Genomic DNA, 16148 nt, shown 5'->3' on the forward strand with positions numbered 1-16148 from the left:
CTGGTAAGCACCACCGCCACCCCGGATGTGACATCCCGCCCCGGGCAGGGCCCGAAAAAGTCCCGGAGCGTTCGGCTCGCCAGGCGGGCCGAACGCTCCGGGACCAGGAGCTCCGCAGCTCAGGAGATCAGAGCTGGCGCACCCTGATGTTGCGGAACTCGATCAGGTCGTTGGTGCCGTGGTTCTGCAACCCGACGAAACCGCTGAGGAACTGCCGCAGGTCGGTCGGCGGGTCGCCCTGTCGGGACGACTGCTTGCCCGGGGTGTTGTCGAACTCGGCGATCACCGCACCGTTGCGGCTGATCGTGTAGTGCTGGCCGACCACCCGTACCTCGTAGTCGTTCCACTGGTTCTTCGGGGTCGCCCCGGCCTTGTCCAGGGGGTTCGGGGCGAAGTTGTAGACCGAGCCGGTCTTCTGCGGCTCGCCGGTCTCGCCGTCGTAGATCTGGATCTCGTGGCCGCAGTAGATCGCGACCCAGGCCGGCGAGGTACGGGCCGAGCCCACCGTGCCGCAACTGCCCGGCGGGCGCTGCTCCAGCGGTGTCCTCGGGTCCGGGAACCGGACGAGGACCCCGCTGTTGGCCCGGACATTCTCCGGCGAGACGTCCCGGAACTGCATCCGGATCGAGTAGTCGGCGAGCTGCTGGTCGGCGTACCAGAGCATGCCCAGCCCGCCGGCGCTGCGGATGGAGCCGTCGGGCCGCAGTCCGAACGACCCGCTGGGTGCCTGGCGCCAGCCGGCGAGCGACTTCGCCGAACCGTCGAAGATCGGCTGGTAGCCGCCGGTGGCGCCGATCGGGGACTGCCGGCCGGCCTGGCGCAGCGCCCGCAGCTCGCGGTTGTCGATCACGTGCGCGGCGGTGAGTTCGGCGAGTACCTCGTCGAGGTGGGTGAGGAACGAGGCCCGGTTCGGCCAGCTGGTCTCGTCGTCGACCAGGTCGTTGATCGTGCAGCCGCCACCGGTCTGCCGGTTCGCCACCCCGGTGTCGGTGTCCAGCATCCAGACCGTCGGCCGGGCGTCCGCGGCGGCACAGCCGGCGTTCACGTCGATCTTCCCGGTCACCACCTCGCCGTCGGCGTAGGTCACCTTCAGCGTCGCGGTGAAGGTGCCGTACCGCTTGTAGGTGTGGGTCGGGTGGGCCTGCCGGGAGACCTTGCTGCCGTCGCCGAAGTCCCACTCCCAGGCCACCCCGCCGACCTTCGCGGCGGAGAAGCCGACCGTCCGGGGCTGGCTCGGCGTCACCGACCGGGCCGTGGCCAGGCTCGGGTTCGGGGTGGCCTGACCGCCCTGGTAGGTGATCCGGACCAGCTTCTGGTTCGGGTGCAGGCTGAAGAAGCCGCTGCCGTAGTCGAGCAGGTAGAGCGCGCCGTCCGGCCCGAACTTGGCGTCCATCCAGGACTGGAGCTGGTTGGCGCCGTTGCCGGGCTGGATGATCGCCCGTACGTCCTCGGCGAAGGCCGGCGCCCCGGCGTGCGGGACCGTGGCCGGGTCGACGGTGACGGCGATCCGGTTGTTGCCGTTGGACTGGTCGCCGATGAACCACTTGTCGTCCCAGTACTCCGGCCAGGCGACGCCGCTGTGCACGTCGACCTTCTCCCGCTGGTACGTCGGGCCGTCCATCACGGCCTGGCCACCGCCGGTCAGGTACGGCTGGGTCAGCGTGATGTCGTCCGGGTCGTACGTCGGCAGCCCGCTGCCGTCGTCCCGCTTCGGGAAGACCGGCCCGCCACCCTGCGGCGAGTACCAGATCATGTTGTCCCGGACCGGCGGCAGGTTCACCAACCCGGTGTTGCGCGGCGACTCGTTCTTGGGGTTGTCGCAGTCGTACCAGCCGGTCAGCACCGTGGCGTCGGTGTTGCTGCGGTCCCGGTACGGCTGCCGGTTGCCCATGCAGTACGGCCAGCCGTGGTTGCCGGCGGAGGTGATGATCGTCGCCGTCTCGTACTTCGCCGGGCCGAGTTCCGGACTCGGGGCACCGGCGTCCGGGCCGACCCAGGCGGCGGTGAGCCAGTCGTTGACCGGGTCCCAGGCGATCCGGGCGATGTTCCGGACCCCCATCACGTAGATCTCCGGCCGGGTCTTGCCGCCGCCCTGCTCCTGACCGGTGAAGAGGTTGCCGTCCGGCACGGTGTAGGTGCCGTCCGGCTCCGGGTGGATGCGCAGGATCTTGCCGTTCAGGTCGTTCGTGTTCCCGGAGGTGCGCCGGGCGTCCTGGAACGAGATCCCGGCGTACTCCTGGGTCCAGTTGTTCCCGGAGTAGCCGTTCGAACCGCCGGAGGAGTTGCTGTCCCCGGTGCCGATGTAGAGGTTGCCGGACTCGTCGAAGGTCATCCCGCCACCGGCGTGGCAGCAGCTGTGGATCTGGGTGTCCCAGTGCAGCAGGTCCTTGCGGGTGCCCTGGTCGATCGACTGGGCGGCGTGGTCGTAGCTGAACCGGGAGACCGTACGTTGGCCGACCCGGCGTTCCCGGTCGATCGACTCGTGCGGCATCCAGTAGACGTAGATCCAGCCGTTCTCGGCGAACTTCGGGTCGAGGGTGATGCCGACCAGGCCCTCCTCGTTCTTCACCAGCTCGCTGCCGCTGCCCCGGTTGCCCATCACCTTGAGCGTGGTGAGCAGCTTGACCTGCTTGGTCTTCGGGTCCCACTGGTGGATGGTGCCGCAGCCCAGCCCCACGTTCGGGTCGGCCCAGTCGGCGACCGGCCCGCTCGGGCAGGCGGCCTTGCCGATGTAGAAGACCCGGCCGTCGCCGGCGATGGTCAGGCCGTGCGGCTCACCGATCTGGTCGAGCTGGCCGGACTGGTTGGCGGCGGTCAACCGCTCGATCTTGTAGTTCGCGCCGATCGTCGCCTTGCAGTCGCCGCGGACCAGCCCGGTGGTCCACTGGAGCGCGCCGAGCAGGTGGCTGCGGAACCGGGCGTCGGTGGTGTAGCTGGCCTCGGTGCGTCCCATGCCGGTGTAGAACGACCGGCCGCCGTCGTAGTCCCGGCACCAGGAGACCGGGTGGAAGGCGCCGTTGCCGGCCAGTCCGGCGTCGTAGCTGGTCTCCTTGACCTGGGCGATCGTGTGTACCTGGCCGACCGGGCTCGGGTCCCAGTTCATCCACTGGTCGGAGCGGGTCCAGTTGCGCGGCAGGTCCTTGTTCGCCGGGTGCTGCCGGTCGACCACGTCGACCACCGCCTCCTGCACCTGGCTCTCCGGGGCGGGTCCGGCGTCCGGGCCGATCAGCCACAGCTCGGCGAGCTGGATCAGCGGCTCGCCGCTGTTCGCGGTGATGTTCAGCCGGTAGTACTCGTACGCCTGGGTGTTGGTGAACGAGTACTGCTTGGTCTGGAACCGGCCGGAGAAGGTCTCCCCGGTCCGGCGGTCCAGGTCGGTCCAGGTCTCGCCGTCGGCCGAGCCCTGTAGGGTCCAGTCCTTCGGGTCGCGGCCGGTGAAGTCGTTCGCGGAGGTCAGCGCGTACTGCGCGATCGCCTTCGGCTCGGCGAGTTTGGCCACCACCCACCCGGTCGGGGTGCGGGTCAGCCACTTCGTCCCGGTCCTGCCGTCGATGAGGTTCTCGACGATCTCGTTCGGCGGGTTGTTGCCGCTGGCGGTGACGCTCTCGATCTTCTCCGCGTTCGGCAGGCTGGCCGCCGGACGGGTGCCGATCAGGCCGGTGAACCACTCGGAGCCGGGCATGGCGCGGGCGGCGTCGTGGATGCCGACGAACCCGCCGCCCCCCTTGACGTACGCCTGGAACGCCGCCTCCTGGGCGTCGTTCAGCGTCACCCCGTTCGCGGACAGGAACACCACGCTGCGGTAGCGGTCCAGGTTGTCGGCGGTGAAGACGACCGGGTCGGCCGAGGCGTGCACGTTGAAGCCGTGCTCGTTGCCGAGCTTGCGGATCGCGCTCACCGCCTTGCCGACCGGGTCGTCCTGGGAGTCGGCCGGGCCGTGGAAGACCAGCACGTTCACCGATCCGCCGCTCCAGGCCGGCGCGACGCCGCGGACGCCCGAATCGGGGGCCGCGGCGGCCGGCGCGGCCGGGACGGTCAGCAGGCCGAGCGCGAGTAAGGCGCCCGAGGCCAGCGCGACCGCGCGGCGCAAATGGCGTCTGTGAGCCATTTCTCCTCCTCCAGAGGGGGTTCGAAGAGTCCTAGCGATGGCTGATGGCGGGGATGTCCGGTGCCGGTGTGACCGGGCGCGGTTCACCTGTGGTTCGGGTGTCCGCCGGCCGGTGCGGCAGCGCCCCCGGCGGACGCGGCCGGGGTGTGACCGCCGGCGTGCGGCGGCATCTGCCCGTTCTCGTCGAGCACGTGCAGCGTCGTCGACATGCCCAAGTCGGAGTGGAACTGCATGTGGCAGTGCAGCATCCAGTGCCCCGGCCCGACCGAGTCGCCCGCGACGATCTGCACGCCGAAGCTGTCACCCGGGCCGAGGGTCTTGTTGTCGATGATCGGGATCGAGTCGACGAGCGCCTTGCTGCCCTCGGCCAGCCCGGTCCGGGTGTCCGCCCAGGAGTGCCCGTGCACGTGGAACGTGTGCATGTCGTCGCCGATCCCGACCACGATGAACTCGACCCGCTCGCCGAGCCTGGCCACCAGGCAGGTCGGGCCGGGCACCGGGTTCACCGGGTCGCAGGTGTCCGCCTCCGCGCTGCGCCGCAGGTTGATGGTCTGCCGGTCGCCGAAGACGGTCACGTAGGTCCGGTCCGGTCGCGGGTCGCCCTGCCGGCGTACCACCAGGCCGCCGAAGAGCCCGGAGCGCAGGCCCTGGGTGCCGTGCGGCCCGCCGACCACGTGGTCGTGGTACCACCAGTAGCCGGCGGTGCCCTGCGAGGTCCCGGTGCGCGGCTTGGCGAACCAGAAGTACGTCCGCGACCCGCCCGGCGGCACGAAGGAGTTGCTGTGCACCGTGCCGTCGGACTGCTGGGTGTACTTGACCCCGTGCACGTGCAGCGAGACCCCGACCGGGTGGGCGGGATCGGTGCGCAGCGCCTCCAGGGTCGCGGCCGGCACCTGGTTGTGCAGGGTGATCGCCAGGCACTCTCCTTCGATCATCTCCATGGTCGGCCCCGGGTAGGAGGCCGTCTGCGGGGTGAGGCCGTAGCCGAGCCGGACCTGGTTGGTCACCGGGTCCCGGGGCAGCTCGACCGCGTACAGGTTCAGCCGGCGGTCCGGGGCGACACAGCCCTGCGGCCGCTCCACCGACCGGGCGGCGGCGGCCGCCTCGACCGGCCGCTGCGCCGGGCCGGCGGTCGGGCGGCCGGTGCTGCCGCCGCCCGACGCGAGCCCGCCCGCGCCGACCAGCGTGGCCAGCATGACGGCCGCCACCAGCAGGGCCCGGCCGGTGCTGGTGCCGAACAGCCGGGCCGGCGGCACGGGCCGGGACTCCGCCCCGCCGTCGGGCGGGGCGAGCACGACCTCGCCGATGTCCTTCGTTTCCTTGTCCAAGGTCCTGTCCAATCGCTCGGCTGGGCGGGGGAGACGGCCTCCGGCGTCACGGGGTCAGCGGGGCGATCCTGACGTTGCGGAAGCTGACCAGGTCGGCGCTGCCGTGGTTCTGCAGGCCGACGTAGCCGGTCGCGTTCTGCCGCCCGGCGCCGCCCGGGTCGTCCGCCCGGGGCGGGTTGAACACGGCGTCGGGGACGTTCACGTACTCGTTGATCAGCTCGCCGTTGCGGAACACCGAGTAGTGCTGGCCGACGACCCGGATCTCGTAGTCGTTCCAGGTGCCCTTCGGGGTGACCGCCGCGCCGGCCAGGTCGACCCGGTCGAAGCCGTACACCGACCCGCTCTTGTACTCGTCGCCGTCGGTCCGGTCGAGGATCTGCAACTCGTGGCCGTACTTGATGGCCACCCACTCGGGCCGGGACTCCTGCGGGTGCTGGTGCACCTGCGGGAAGCGGACCAGGACGCCGCTGTTGGCCCGCCCGTCGCCGGGGGCGTCGTCCCGCCACTGGAGCTTCAGCGAGAAGTCGCCGTAGCTGCGCACCGGGAACCAGAGCATGCCTAGACCGTCGACCGGCCTACTGGTGATTGAGCCGTCGGCGTTGCGCCGGAAGCCACCCGGGCCGACCTGCTCCCAGAGCTTGAAGGAGGCGGCGGTGTGGTCCAGCAGCGGCTGATAGCCCTGCTTCGCCTCGGTCCTGCCGACACCGGACTCCCGGGCCGTGCGGATCAGCGCGTTCTGCTCCTTGAGTAGGATCTTCCCCTGGTGGTGCAGGTGCTCGGCGACGTCCCGGACGTGCTCGGTGAAGGCGGCGTGGTCGGGCCAGGTCCGCTCGTCGAGGATCAGGTCGTTTATCGAGCAGCGGCCCTCGACGACCCGGTTCGGCACGCCGCTGTTCAGGGTGCCGAGCCAGACCGTCGGCCGGGTGTCGGTGACCCGGCAGGACGGGGCCGGCGGACCGCTCGGCACCACGGTGAAGGTGGTCGAGGCGGTTCCGGAGACGTTCCCGGCCCGGTCGGTGGCCCGGTAGCTGACCGTGTGCGCACCGGGGGTGTTCACCGTCAGCGGGCCGGAGTAGACGACGTAGCCCCGGCCGTCGAGGGCGTACTCGACGCGGAGGACCCCGGAGCCGGTGTCGCTGGCGGTCAGCATCAGGGTGGCGCTGCCGACGTACGCCCAGCTCGCGTCCTGCTGCCCGGTGAGCGCGGCGGCCACCGTGGGTGCGGTGGTGTCCGGGTTGCCGGTGGCGGTAACGGTGAACGAGACCGACCCGGGGGTGGAGGTGTTGCCGGCGGCGTCGGTGGCCCGGTACGTGACGGTGTGCGCGCCCGGCTGGTTGACCGTCACCGGGGCGGTGTACTCGGCGTACGGCTGCCCGTCCAGGGAGAACTCGACGAGTTCGACCCCCGACCCGGCGTCGGTGGCGGTCACCGTCACCGTCGCCGCGCCGACGTAGGCACCGTCGCCGTCCCGGTTGCCGGCCACCGTGGCGGCCGCGGTCGGCGCGGTGGTGTCACCCGGCCGCTCGACCACCCGGAAGGTGACCGACTGGGGCGCGGAGGTGTTGCCGGCCTTGTCGGTCGCCCGGTATGCGACGGTGTGCTCGCCGACCGTGTTCACGGTCACCGGCGCCGTGTACGCCGCGTACGCCTGCCCGTCGAGCGAGTACTCGATCCGGTCGACACCGGACTCGGTGTCGGTGGCGTCGACGGTGACCGTGGCGGCACCCAGGTAGCCGCCGTCCTCGTCGCGGTCACCGGTGACGGCGCCGGTCACGGTCGGTGCCGTGGTGTCCGGGCTGGAGGTGTCGGCCACCTCGAACGTCACGGACTGCGGTGTGGAGGTGTTGCCGGCCTTGTCGGTGGCCCGGTAGCTGAGCGTGTGCCGGCCCGGCTGGTGCACCATCACCGGCGCGCCGTAGGCGGCGTACGAGCCGCCGTCGAGCGAGTACTCGGTCCGGTCCACGCCGGATCCGGTGTCGGTGGCGGTCAGGGTGACGGTGGCCATCCCGACGTAGGCGCCGTCGTCGTCCTGTTCGCCGGTGACGGCGGCGGTGACGGTCGGCGCGGTGGTGTCCGGGTCGGACGGTGCGACGACCTGGAAGGTGCTGGACTGCACCGGCGAGGTGTTCCCGGCCTGGTCGGTGGCCCGGTAGGTGATCGTGTGCTGCCCGGCGGTGCTCACCGTGACCGGGGCGGTGTAGGTGGCGTATTCGGCGCCGTCCAGCGAGTACTCGACGCGTTCGACGCCGGACTCGGTGTCGGTGGCGGTGAGGGTGACGGTGGCCGTGCCGACGTAGCCGCCGTCCTCGTCCTGCTCGCCGGTGACGGCGGCGGTGACGGTCGGCGCGGTGGTGTCCGGGTCGTTGGGGGCGGCGACGGTGAACGTGACCGAGCCGGGCGTGGAGGTGTTGCCGGCGACGTCGGTGGCCCGGTAGGTGACCGTGTGCTCTCCGGCGGCGCTGACCGTGACCGGGGCCGAGTAGGTGCCGTACGGGCCGCCGTCCAGCGAGTACTCGACCCGGCCGACCCCCGAGCCGGTGTCGGCGGCGGCGAGGGTGACCGTGGCGGCACCGACGTACGCCCCGTCCTCGTCCTGTGCACCGCTGACCTCGGCGGTCACCGTGGGCGGGGTGGTGTCCTCGCCGCCGCCGCTGACCACGAGCAGCCCGTTCATCGTGCCGTGCCCGGGGATCGCGCAGAAGTAGCGGTAGGTGCCGGGGCTGAGGACGACGTCGACGGTCCAGCGGCCCTGGTTGCTGTCGAACGGGTCGGCCAGGATGTTGACGTCGACGTCCTGGTTGTACTCCGGGTTGCCGGTGTCGAAGGTGAGGGTGTGCTGCATGCCGGTGGTGTTGCCGGTCGCCACACTGTTCTCGAAGACCAGGGTCGCCGGCCCGGCGACGGCGGTGGTGGGTGCGGAGACGTACGCCTGGGTGCTGTCGCCGGCCGTCCAGGTGAGTACCTGGGCCTGCGCCTGGCGGCTGCCCGTGGTCGGCCCGTCACCCGCCGGGCGGGCCACGGCCGGGGCGGTGAGGAGCCCGGAGCCGGCAAGCAGCACGGCCACCGCCGCGAGCATCCGGACCGGTCGGCCGGGGCGGCCCGGTCCGAGTCCGGAGAGCAGCCGCGCGCGTCGCGGCGGGCCGCACCGCACAGGTAGAGCTGGCATGTCGAACACACCTTTCGCGAGTCTTGTGGACGCCGACGACCCGTCGGGACCGCGCGTGGATCGACGGAGGGCATGACGGCGGACCGCACACCTGCCTGGTCCCGCGCGGGCGGGCCCGGTGCTGCGGTTGCCGACCTGGCCGGGAGCTGGCGTGTGGACAGACGTGTCTGAGACGGGATGCGCTGGTGGACGTCGGGGGTGGGTCGGACCATGACGTGTGACGCCGGCCGAGTCGGCGAGCACCGACGTCATGCGGGGGTGGCGTGGACGACGCCGCCACGGTCTGCGGGGCACGCCGACCCGGAGAGCGTGGCTCCCTCGGCCGGGCCGTGACTCTCAGACGTCGAGCCAACCGCGTCGCCGGTTACCTCGATGAAACATGTTGATGTTGTTGGACATTAACGGGCTTGACGTCGCGATGTCTAGATCTTTCGGCAGAATCAAGCGGACTTTTGTTTGCGGCGACAAAAGGGATGGACGGAAAGCGACAACCGACGCCGACGCCCACCGGGTGGGCGGCGTGGACGTGGCCCGGCGTGGACGCGACGCGCGACGTCGAGGCGTCCGTTGTGGACGCACCCGCCAAAGTGCCGCTATCTGGTCCGACGACGACGGTTCGCGGCTGCCGGGACTCGCGCTCGGTCCGCCGGACGGCGAGGTGTAACCTGCCTATCCGGCGTCGCTTCTCCGCGACGCCGGACGGCCCGGTCCTCGGGAACCGTCGCCGGCCAGGTGGCTCGACCGAGCACCCGACGGCCGAAGGTGCCGCGGCGTCACTCCCCAGTGGGCGACGCCGCCCGCGTGCACCGGGCGAACGGCCCACCGACCGTCCGTCCGGTGTGGATTCGCCCGACACGACGGGTCGATGTCCGGCCCGACGAGCGGGACGATCGGCTCTTTAAGTATCTGGTGCGGACGGGCTAGTGCGAGACCGGACAGATTGGTAGGGTTGCGCACACATCGGCACCGGCCGGTCGTACTCCAGCCCTGTTTCCCCGGGTTGCCCACGATTGGATCGAAGTTGGCGGAGAAGCAAGCCGATAGCGCGAGCAGGCAACCTGATCTGGAAACGCAGCCCCAGTCGACGTCCAATCGGCGCGGTCGGCAGCAGTCGATCCGGCGACGCGTCATCCGGCTGGTGCTCATCCCCAGTGTCGTCGCTGTCCTGCTCTGGCTCGTAGCCTCCGGATACCTTGTTTTTCAAGGATTTTACAATCGCGAGGTCGCCAACAGCGTACGAAACGTATCGATCCCAGCAGTTCCGGCGCTGGCTTCGCTGCAACAGGAGCGCCGACTGAGCGTGGCCTATCTGGCCCAGCCGTCGAGGGACCTCCAGCCGCTCACCGAACAGCGGGTGCAGACCGACCAGCGGCTGACCGAGCTGCGCGGCGCCGCGAAGGAGGCGCTGGCCAGCGCGCCGCAGTCCATCACCACCCGTTGGCAGGCGCTGTCGGACCAGCTCGACGAGCTGCCCAACCTGCGCGCCACCATCGACACCCGGGCAGCCAGCGGTTCCCGGGTCTACGATTTCTACAACGGACTGCTCGCTGCCGCGACCACACTCTTCGACACCCAGGCCCGGGTGGTCCCCGACGTCGCGGCGAGCCTGGGCGGTGTCACGGCGACCGAGTCGTTCCGGGTCAGCGACCAGATGTCCCGAGCCGGCTCCACGATCGACGGCGCGTTCAGCTCGCGCTCGCTCAACCAGCAGGGGCACCTGGAGTTCGTCGCCCTGGTCGGTGCGTACCGATCCACGCTGACGAACATCGCACCGCACCTGGAGCCGGCCGCACGGGCCCGCTACGAGGCGATCACGGCCAGTGCGCCGTGGAAGGAACTCGTCGCCGCCGAGAACGCGCTGATCGCGGCCGGGGCGTGGGACGACGGCATCCCCCGGGGACTGCCGGTCAACCGGACCCGCTGGGAGTCGCTTACCAGGCAGGTCTCCGACGAACTGATCAGCATCGCGGTGCTCCAGGCAGACGGGGTCTCGGCCGAGGCACTGCATACCGGTAACAACCAGTTGCTGACCGCGTCGCTCGGCAGCCTTCTCGCGCTGTCCATCGCGGTGGCCGCGATCCTGTGGGCGATCCGCCAGTCGCACATCCTGGTGGACCAGGCCCTCTCCGTCCGGCTCGCCAAGCTGGGCCAGGACGCCGCCGCGATCGTCGACGAGCGCCTCCCGGCGATGATGGCGCGGCTGCGACGCAGGGAGAAGGTGGACCTCGCCGTCGAGCTGCCCGGCCACGACTACGGCAGTGACGAGATCGGCCAGGTCGCGGCGGTCATCAACCGGTCCCTCAAGGCGGCCGCGGCCGCCGCGATCAACGAGGCGAAGACCCGGGCCGCCGGTATCGCGATGCTGATGGGCGTGGCCCGCCGTCCGCAGCGCCCGTTGCAGCGCGGCCTGAAGGTGATCGAGGAGTTGCAGGACCGGGTCGGCGACGAGAAACTGCTGACCGAGCTCTTCGACATCAACCACCAGCTCACCCAGACCCGGCGGTTCCTGGAGAACCTGGTCATCCTCGCCGGTGGCCAGATCGGCCGCCGCTTCCAGAACCCCGTCCCGGTCCGCCGGGTGCTGCTGGCCGCGTTCGCCGAGGCGCAGCAGTACCAGCGGATCACCCTGCGGGGTGCGCCCGACGTGGCCCTGACCGGTCGCGCCGTCGCCGGTACCATCCACCTACTGGCCGAGCTGCTGGACAACGCGCTCGCCTTCTCCCCGCCCAAGACGACGGTCTGGGTGACCTGCAACGAGGTCAAGCACGGCGTCGCGGTGGAGATCGAGGACGGCGGCGTCGGGATGAACGCCGAAGCGCTGGAGACCGCCAACGAGCTGCTGGCGAAGGCGCCGACCCCGGACGTGGCCGCCCTGAAGGACGGCGCCCAGGTGGGTCTGCACGTCGTCGCCGAGCTCGCCAAGCGGGACGGCATCCAGGTGAGCCTGCGAACCTCCGCCTACGGCGGGCTGCTCGCCATCGTGCTGCTGCCCGAGCGGCTGATCACCCCCGACCCGGCCGGTGCGGGCGGGGACCGGACCGACTCCGACCTCCAGGTGCCGGCGATGGCCGGGGCCGCTCCCGCCCGCGCCGGAGCCGGCCAGCGTGCTCCACGGCCGGCGGCCGGCGGCGGGTTCGGCACGGTCACGAACGGGTCGACCCAGCGCCGCGACCCTCGAACGGCCGAGAACCGACGGAGCGACCGGGCGGGCGACATGATGAGCGAGCGTCAGGCCAACGGCGGCACCGGCACAGCGAAGACAACCCCGCCCCGGCCGGCCGACGCCGGCACGGCACCGCGCAGCGTCGCCCGACCGCCCCTGCCGAGCCGCCAGCCGCAACAGCACATCGCACCCGAACTGCGGGACGATCCCAAGGCAGCGGACGCCGCCGCACCGGGTGCCGGGACGGCGAGGTCGCCGGAGGACGCCCGGGACCGGTTCACGCGGTACCAGCGGGCGTGGGCCGCCGGAAAGGCGGACGGCACCGACGAAGCGTCAACCAGCGACGACAACCAAGGCGGCAAAGCGTGACCAACTCGACCTCCGGGAACGACCTCACCTGGATGCTGGACGAACTAGTAGAAGTTCCCGACGTTGTCTACGCCGTCGTCCTGTCGACCGACGGGCTCATCGTGCAGAAGTCCACCTCGCTCACCCAGGACGCGGCGGAACTCCTGGCGGCCGGCGCCTCGTCGCTGCACAGCGTCGCCGCCGGGATGGGGCGGCGGTTCGAGAGCGGGCAGGTGCAGCAGGTCATCATCGAGTACGACGGCCGGACCCTCTTCGTCGCGGCCGCCGGCCAGAACGCCCGGCTGGCCGTACTCTGTGAGCAGACCGTCGACATGGGCACGGTCGCGTACGAGATGAGCCGGCTGGTGACCCGGATCGGCGAACACCTCGGCGCCGAGGTACGTCGGACCGCGTCGGCAGCCAACGGCCAACAGGGCAGGGGTTATGGCGTATGACGTGTGGGACGGCGACGACGAGACGCAGGCCGGGCGGCTAGTTCCGCTGTACATTCTCGTCAACGGGCGGACGAGTCCGCGCAACACCAATCTCGACCTGGCCACCCAGGTCGTCGCCCTGCCGGTCGATTCGAGTCGACTGGAGCTGGAGTACCGGGAGATCATCGACCGCTGCGGTCGCTGGATATCGATCGCCGAGATCGGTGCCTATCTGCACCGGCCGCTCACCATCACCAAGGTGATGGTGGACGTGCTGCTGGAGCAGGGATACCTACGCGTCGGCGCTCCGGCACAGCAGAAGATCGCCGATCGGCGGCTTCTGGAAACGGTTCTCGCTGGCCTCGAGAGACTATAGGCAGGGACTCGAACGTGGATCGCAAGTCGGTCAAGGTCGTCGTGGCGGGCGGCTTCGGTACGGGCAAGACCACCCTGGTCGGTGCCGTCAGCGAGATTCCGCCGCTGACCACCGAGGAGGTGCTGACCCAGGCCAGCGTCGGCGTGGACGACGTGACGGGGGTGGAGGGCAAGACGCGGACTACCGTGGCCCTCGACTTCGGACGCATCACCATCACCTCCGACGTGGTGCTCTATCTGTTCGGCACACCAGGGCAGGACCGGTTCTGGTTCATCTGGGACGAGCTCGCGCAGGGCGCGGTCGGCGCGGTCGTACTTATCGACACCCGGCGACTGGACACGAGTTTCCCCGCCGTCGACTATTTCGAACGGCGGGGAATCCCGTTCGTCGCGGCGGTGAACCGGTTCTTCGGCGAATGCCTCTACACCGAGGCGGAGATCCGCGCCGCGCTGAAACTCGACGACGCGGTCCCGCTGCTGTGGTGCGACGCCCGGGACCGGGAATCCAGCAAGCGGGCGCTGATCGGGCTGGTCCGGCACGCGCTGGCCCGGATGCCGGTGACCAACTGATTGGGCCGGTCGACCCGGGACGCCGCTACGACGGGTCGAGTCGGTCGCGCCAGCGGGTGAAGGCGGTTACCAGGTCGTCGGCGCCGCCGGTCTGGCCCAGCCGCCGCGCCTGGTCCTCGGCGTACTGCCGGTACAGCTCGGCCAGCTCCGTCGCCAGCAGCGGCCCGGCCTCGGCCGGGTCCAGCGGCTCGCCGGCCCTGACCCTGGCCGCCAGCCGGACCAGGGGAGCCGCGACGGCCTCCGGCCGGGCCAGATACCACGCGATCGCCTCGTCGTTGGTGGCGCCCCGGCCCGTCGCCACGGCACTGCTGTAGAAGAAGCGGATCGGGAAGAGTACGGCCTTGGTGAACCAGACCGGGTCGCGCAACAGCCGGGCGGGCCGGTGGATCTCGGCGACCACCTCGTCGGTGGCCAGGACCTTGACGGCGAACCGGGCGCTGTCGACGAGCAGTTCGCCGGCGCCGGGGACGGCGACCTGCCGGGCCACGTCGGCGCCGAGTAGGAGTACGCCGTGCTCGGCGAGGTCGAGCCGGTCGACGGCCGGGAACCGCCCGTCGTCGCGACCCTGGCGCAGCGCCGGCAGCGAGCCCCAGAACACCGAGAGCCTGCGGTACAGCTCGGCACGCTCGTGCAGGGTCCGCAAGATCCCGGCGACGGTGCCGTCGTCCCCGTCGCGGGTCTCGGCGAGGACGACGGCGAGGTCGATGTCGCTGACCGCCGGGGCGTAGCCGCCGTGCGCGAGGCTGCCCAGCGCGTACCCGGCGACGAAACGGTCGGCGAAGGCGGCCTGGTAGGTACGGGCGGCGTCCCGGGCCACCTCGCGGGCCGGAGCCGCCGGGTCGGGACCGGTCGGGGTCTTCACGTGGCGGTGTCCCGGATGGCGCACTCGGCGATCCGGTCGGAGACCACGGTGATGACCTGCCAGGCGCGGTCGAGCACGGTCACGATCTCGTCCACGGTCCAGTCGGTGCGTTCCCGGAGGATCTGGTAGCCCATCTCGAGGTGCTCGACGTCGGCCTCGTCGTGCAACGAGAAGTAGGGGTCGTTGGGGAAGGCGACCACCCCGGCCTTGCTGAGGGCGAGGCTGCCGGCCTCCAGGGCCAGGTGTGCGAGGATCGCCCGCTGCACCCCGGGCAGGGTGGCGAACTGGTCGACGAACCAGGAGGCACCGGCCTCGATGACCGGGTCCCAGACCACCCGCTGGTCCTCCGCCCGGGTGCGGGCCAGGATCTCGTCGTGGCCGATCTCCTCCTTCTGGTGTTCGAGGGCGATCGTCCGGAGGGCGAGGTCCGACTCGTAGGTGACCCGGGCGCTGATCATGCGCTGGAACGCGTTCGACCACGGTTGCAGGTAGGTCAGCACGGCCTTCTTGGTGGTGTCCGGCGTCGCCTCGTCGGCCAACAGCCGGATCAGCCGCGAGGCTTCGTACTCCTCCTGCCGCGTGGCGTTGTGGTCGGCGACGCGCTGCACGTCTGACTGGCTCACGATGGGGCTCCTATCCACGAGGTCGACGGGTGCGCCCGGCAGGGGTGCGGGCTGGGCGTAGACGGGGAAGCGGAAGTAGGTGGTGAGGTCGCCCGGCCGACCCGCGGCGCGGTAGCTGACCAGCTCCAGGAGCCCTCGGCTCTCCGCCAGGGCCGTCGGGGCCAGCGCGGCGGCGACGGCGCGCAGCGGCCGGGGGTCCACGCCCTGCCGGACCAGCACGTCCGCGGCGCGCTCCACCGCCGCCAGGTCGCCGGAGACCAGGCTCGGCATCCGCAGGTACGTCGTGGACTCCGCCGCCCTGTCCAGCCCGGACCGGAAGGCGAGGCAGGTCAGCGCCTCCGTGCCGGCGTCGGCGCGTTCCCCCACGAGCGTCCGGTAGGCGGTCAGCGCCCTATCGGGATCGTGGTCGGCGGCCACCGACGCCATCCGGTTCAGCTCGTGGACGTCGGCACCGTGGTTCCGGTAGTAGATCTTGGCCCTGGCCTGCGCCGTGCCGGTCAGGTCGAGCCCGAGGAACTCGACCTCCCGACGGTCGCCCCGGCCGTCCCGGTCCACCCGTCGCCGGGCGTCGTCCCAGGCCCGTGCCATGCCCAGCCGTTCCATCGCCCGGTCCAGCGCGGCGAAGCGCCGCTCCGCCGGCCAGGCGTACAACCCGAAGTAGGCCTTGTAGGCCATCGGGGCGGGCGGGCGCCAGGCCAGCGAATACCACAGGGGTGCCGTCGCGAAGATCTCGGTCAGCTGGTGGAAGCGCTGTGAGGGCGCGGTCACGGCGGATCCGGCGCCGTCCACGTCGGACAGGCAGTCGAGCAGCATCCGCAGCTCGGGCTCTCCACCAGACCAGTTGAGCGACATCTCGGCCGGGAAGCCGTCGGCGGCGACGAACGACGGCTGCCGTGGTCGGTCTCCGATCCGTTCGCCGGCCCAGGCCGGAAGCGTGTCGCGCAACTCCGCGGTGGTGCGCTCGGCCTCGTCGGCGGGCACCGCGAGGGCGTCACACGCGCTGGTCCACAGTCCGCAGAGGAACTCGCCAAACCGTCGATCCCGCACGGGGGTGTCCGCGGACCACGGCACGCTCACCGTCCGGTCCGGCCGATGGTCCGGATTCATGCGGGATAGAGTTACCTAATAAACCCCTAAGTGTCAATGCGACCGAAGGCGCTTTCGAACGAAT

Annotated in this window: 9 protein-coding genes; 4 read left to right on the top strand and 5 right to left on the bottom strand. The window is 71.1% G+C overall.

The window, feature by feature from the left end; genetic code table 11:
- Positions 1-127: 127 nt before the first annotated feature.
- From O7626_RS09060 to O7626_RS09070, 3 genes are all read right to left on the bottom strand, one after another.
- Positions 128-4108 (bottom strand): ThuA domain-containing protein, encoded by a 3981-nt coding sequence (locus O7626_RS09060; RefSeq protein WP_278060705.1) that lies wholly within the window; start codon positions 4106-4108, stop codon positions 128-130.
- Between the two features lie 83 nt (positions 4109-4191).
- Positions 4192-5436 carry a multicopper oxidase domain-containing protein gene (locus O7626_RS09065; RefSeq protein WP_278060706.1) on the bottom strand — a complete coding sequence of 415 codons (1245 nt, stop codon included), beginning with the start codon at positions 5434-5436 and terminating at the stop codon, positions 4192-4194.
- 46 nt (positions 5437-5482) lie between these two features.
- On the bottom strand, positions 5483-8602 hold the full coding sequence (locus tag O7626_RS09070) for a family 16 glycoside hydrolase (protein WP_278060707.1): 3120 nt from the start codon (positions 8600-8602) through the stop codon (positions 5483-5485).
- Positions 8603-9740: 1138 nt separating this feature from the next.
- On the opposite strand from O7626_RS09070, the gene O7626_RS09075 reads away from it, so the two are divergent.
- Genes O7626_RS09075 through O7626_RS09090 form a run of 4 tightly spaced genes read left to right on the top strand, consistent with a single transcriptional unit; the run spans position 9741 to position 13492 of the window.
- Entirely contained in the window at positions 9741-12134 is a 2394-nt protein-coding gene (locus O7626_RS09075; RefSeq protein WP_278066107.1) for a nitrate- and nitrite sensing domain-containing protein, read from the top strand.
- Positions 12131-12568, top strand: a complete 438-nt coding sequence (locus tag O7626_RS09080) for a roadblock/LC7 domain-containing protein (protein WP_278060708.1) — start codon at positions 12131-12133, stop codon at positions 12566-12568. The genes O7626_RS09075 and O7626_RS09080 overlap by 4 nt, the downstream gene beginning before the upstream one ends.
- Complete coding sequence (locus tag O7626_RS09085) at positions 12558-12923, top strand: DUF742 domain-containing protein (RefSeq protein ID WP_278060709.1); 366 nt, start codon at positions 12558-12560, stop codon at positions 12921-12923. Before O7626_RS09080 ends, O7626_RS09085 begins: the two co-directional genes overlap by 11 nt.
- Positions 12924-12937: 14 nt before the next feature.
- Entirely contained in the window at positions 12938-13492 is a 555-nt protein-coding gene (locus O7626_RS09090; RefSeq protein WP_278060710.1) for an ATP/GTP-binding protein, read from the top strand.
- Between the two features lie 25 nt (positions 13493-13517).
- On the opposite strand, the gene O7626_RS09095 is transcribed toward O7626_RS09090, so the two are convergent.
- Complete coding sequence (locus O7626_RS09095; RefSeq protein ID WP_278060711.1) at positions 13518-14354, bottom strand: hypothetical protein; 837 nt, start codon at positions 14352-14354, stop codon at positions 13518-13520.
- Positions 14351-16084, bottom strand: coding sequence for a hypothetical protein (locus tag O7626_RS09100; RefSeq protein WP_278060712.1), 1734 nt, complete (start codon positions 16082-16084; stop codon positions 14351-14353). The genes O7626_RS09095 and O7626_RS09100 overlap by 4 nt, the downstream gene beginning before the upstream one ends.
- Positions 16085-16148 lie beyond the last annotated feature (64 nt).

It is taken from the genome of Micromonospora sp. WMMD1102, assembly GCF_029626265.1.
Classification (GTDB): Bacteria; Actinomycetota; Actinomycetes; order Mycobacteriales; family Micromonosporaceae; genus Plantactinospora.

Coding starts and splice junctions, on each gene's coding strand:
- O7626_RS09070 (WP_278060707.1), bottom strand. CDS start 8,602: ATGCCAGCTCTACCTGTGCGGTGCGGCCCGCCGCGACGCGCGCGGCTG.
- O7626_RS09085 (WP_278060709.1), top strand. CDS start 12,558: ATGGCGTATGACGTGTGGGACGGCGACGACGAGACGCAGGCCGGGCGG.
- O7626_RS09100 (WP_278060712.1), bottom strand. CDS start 16,084: ATGAATCCGGACCATCGGCCGGACCGGACGGTGAGCGTGCCGTGGTCC.
- O7626_RS09060 (WP_278060705.1), bottom strand. CDS start 4,108: ATGGCTCACAGACGCCATTTGCGCCGCGCGGTCGCGCTGGCCTCGGGC.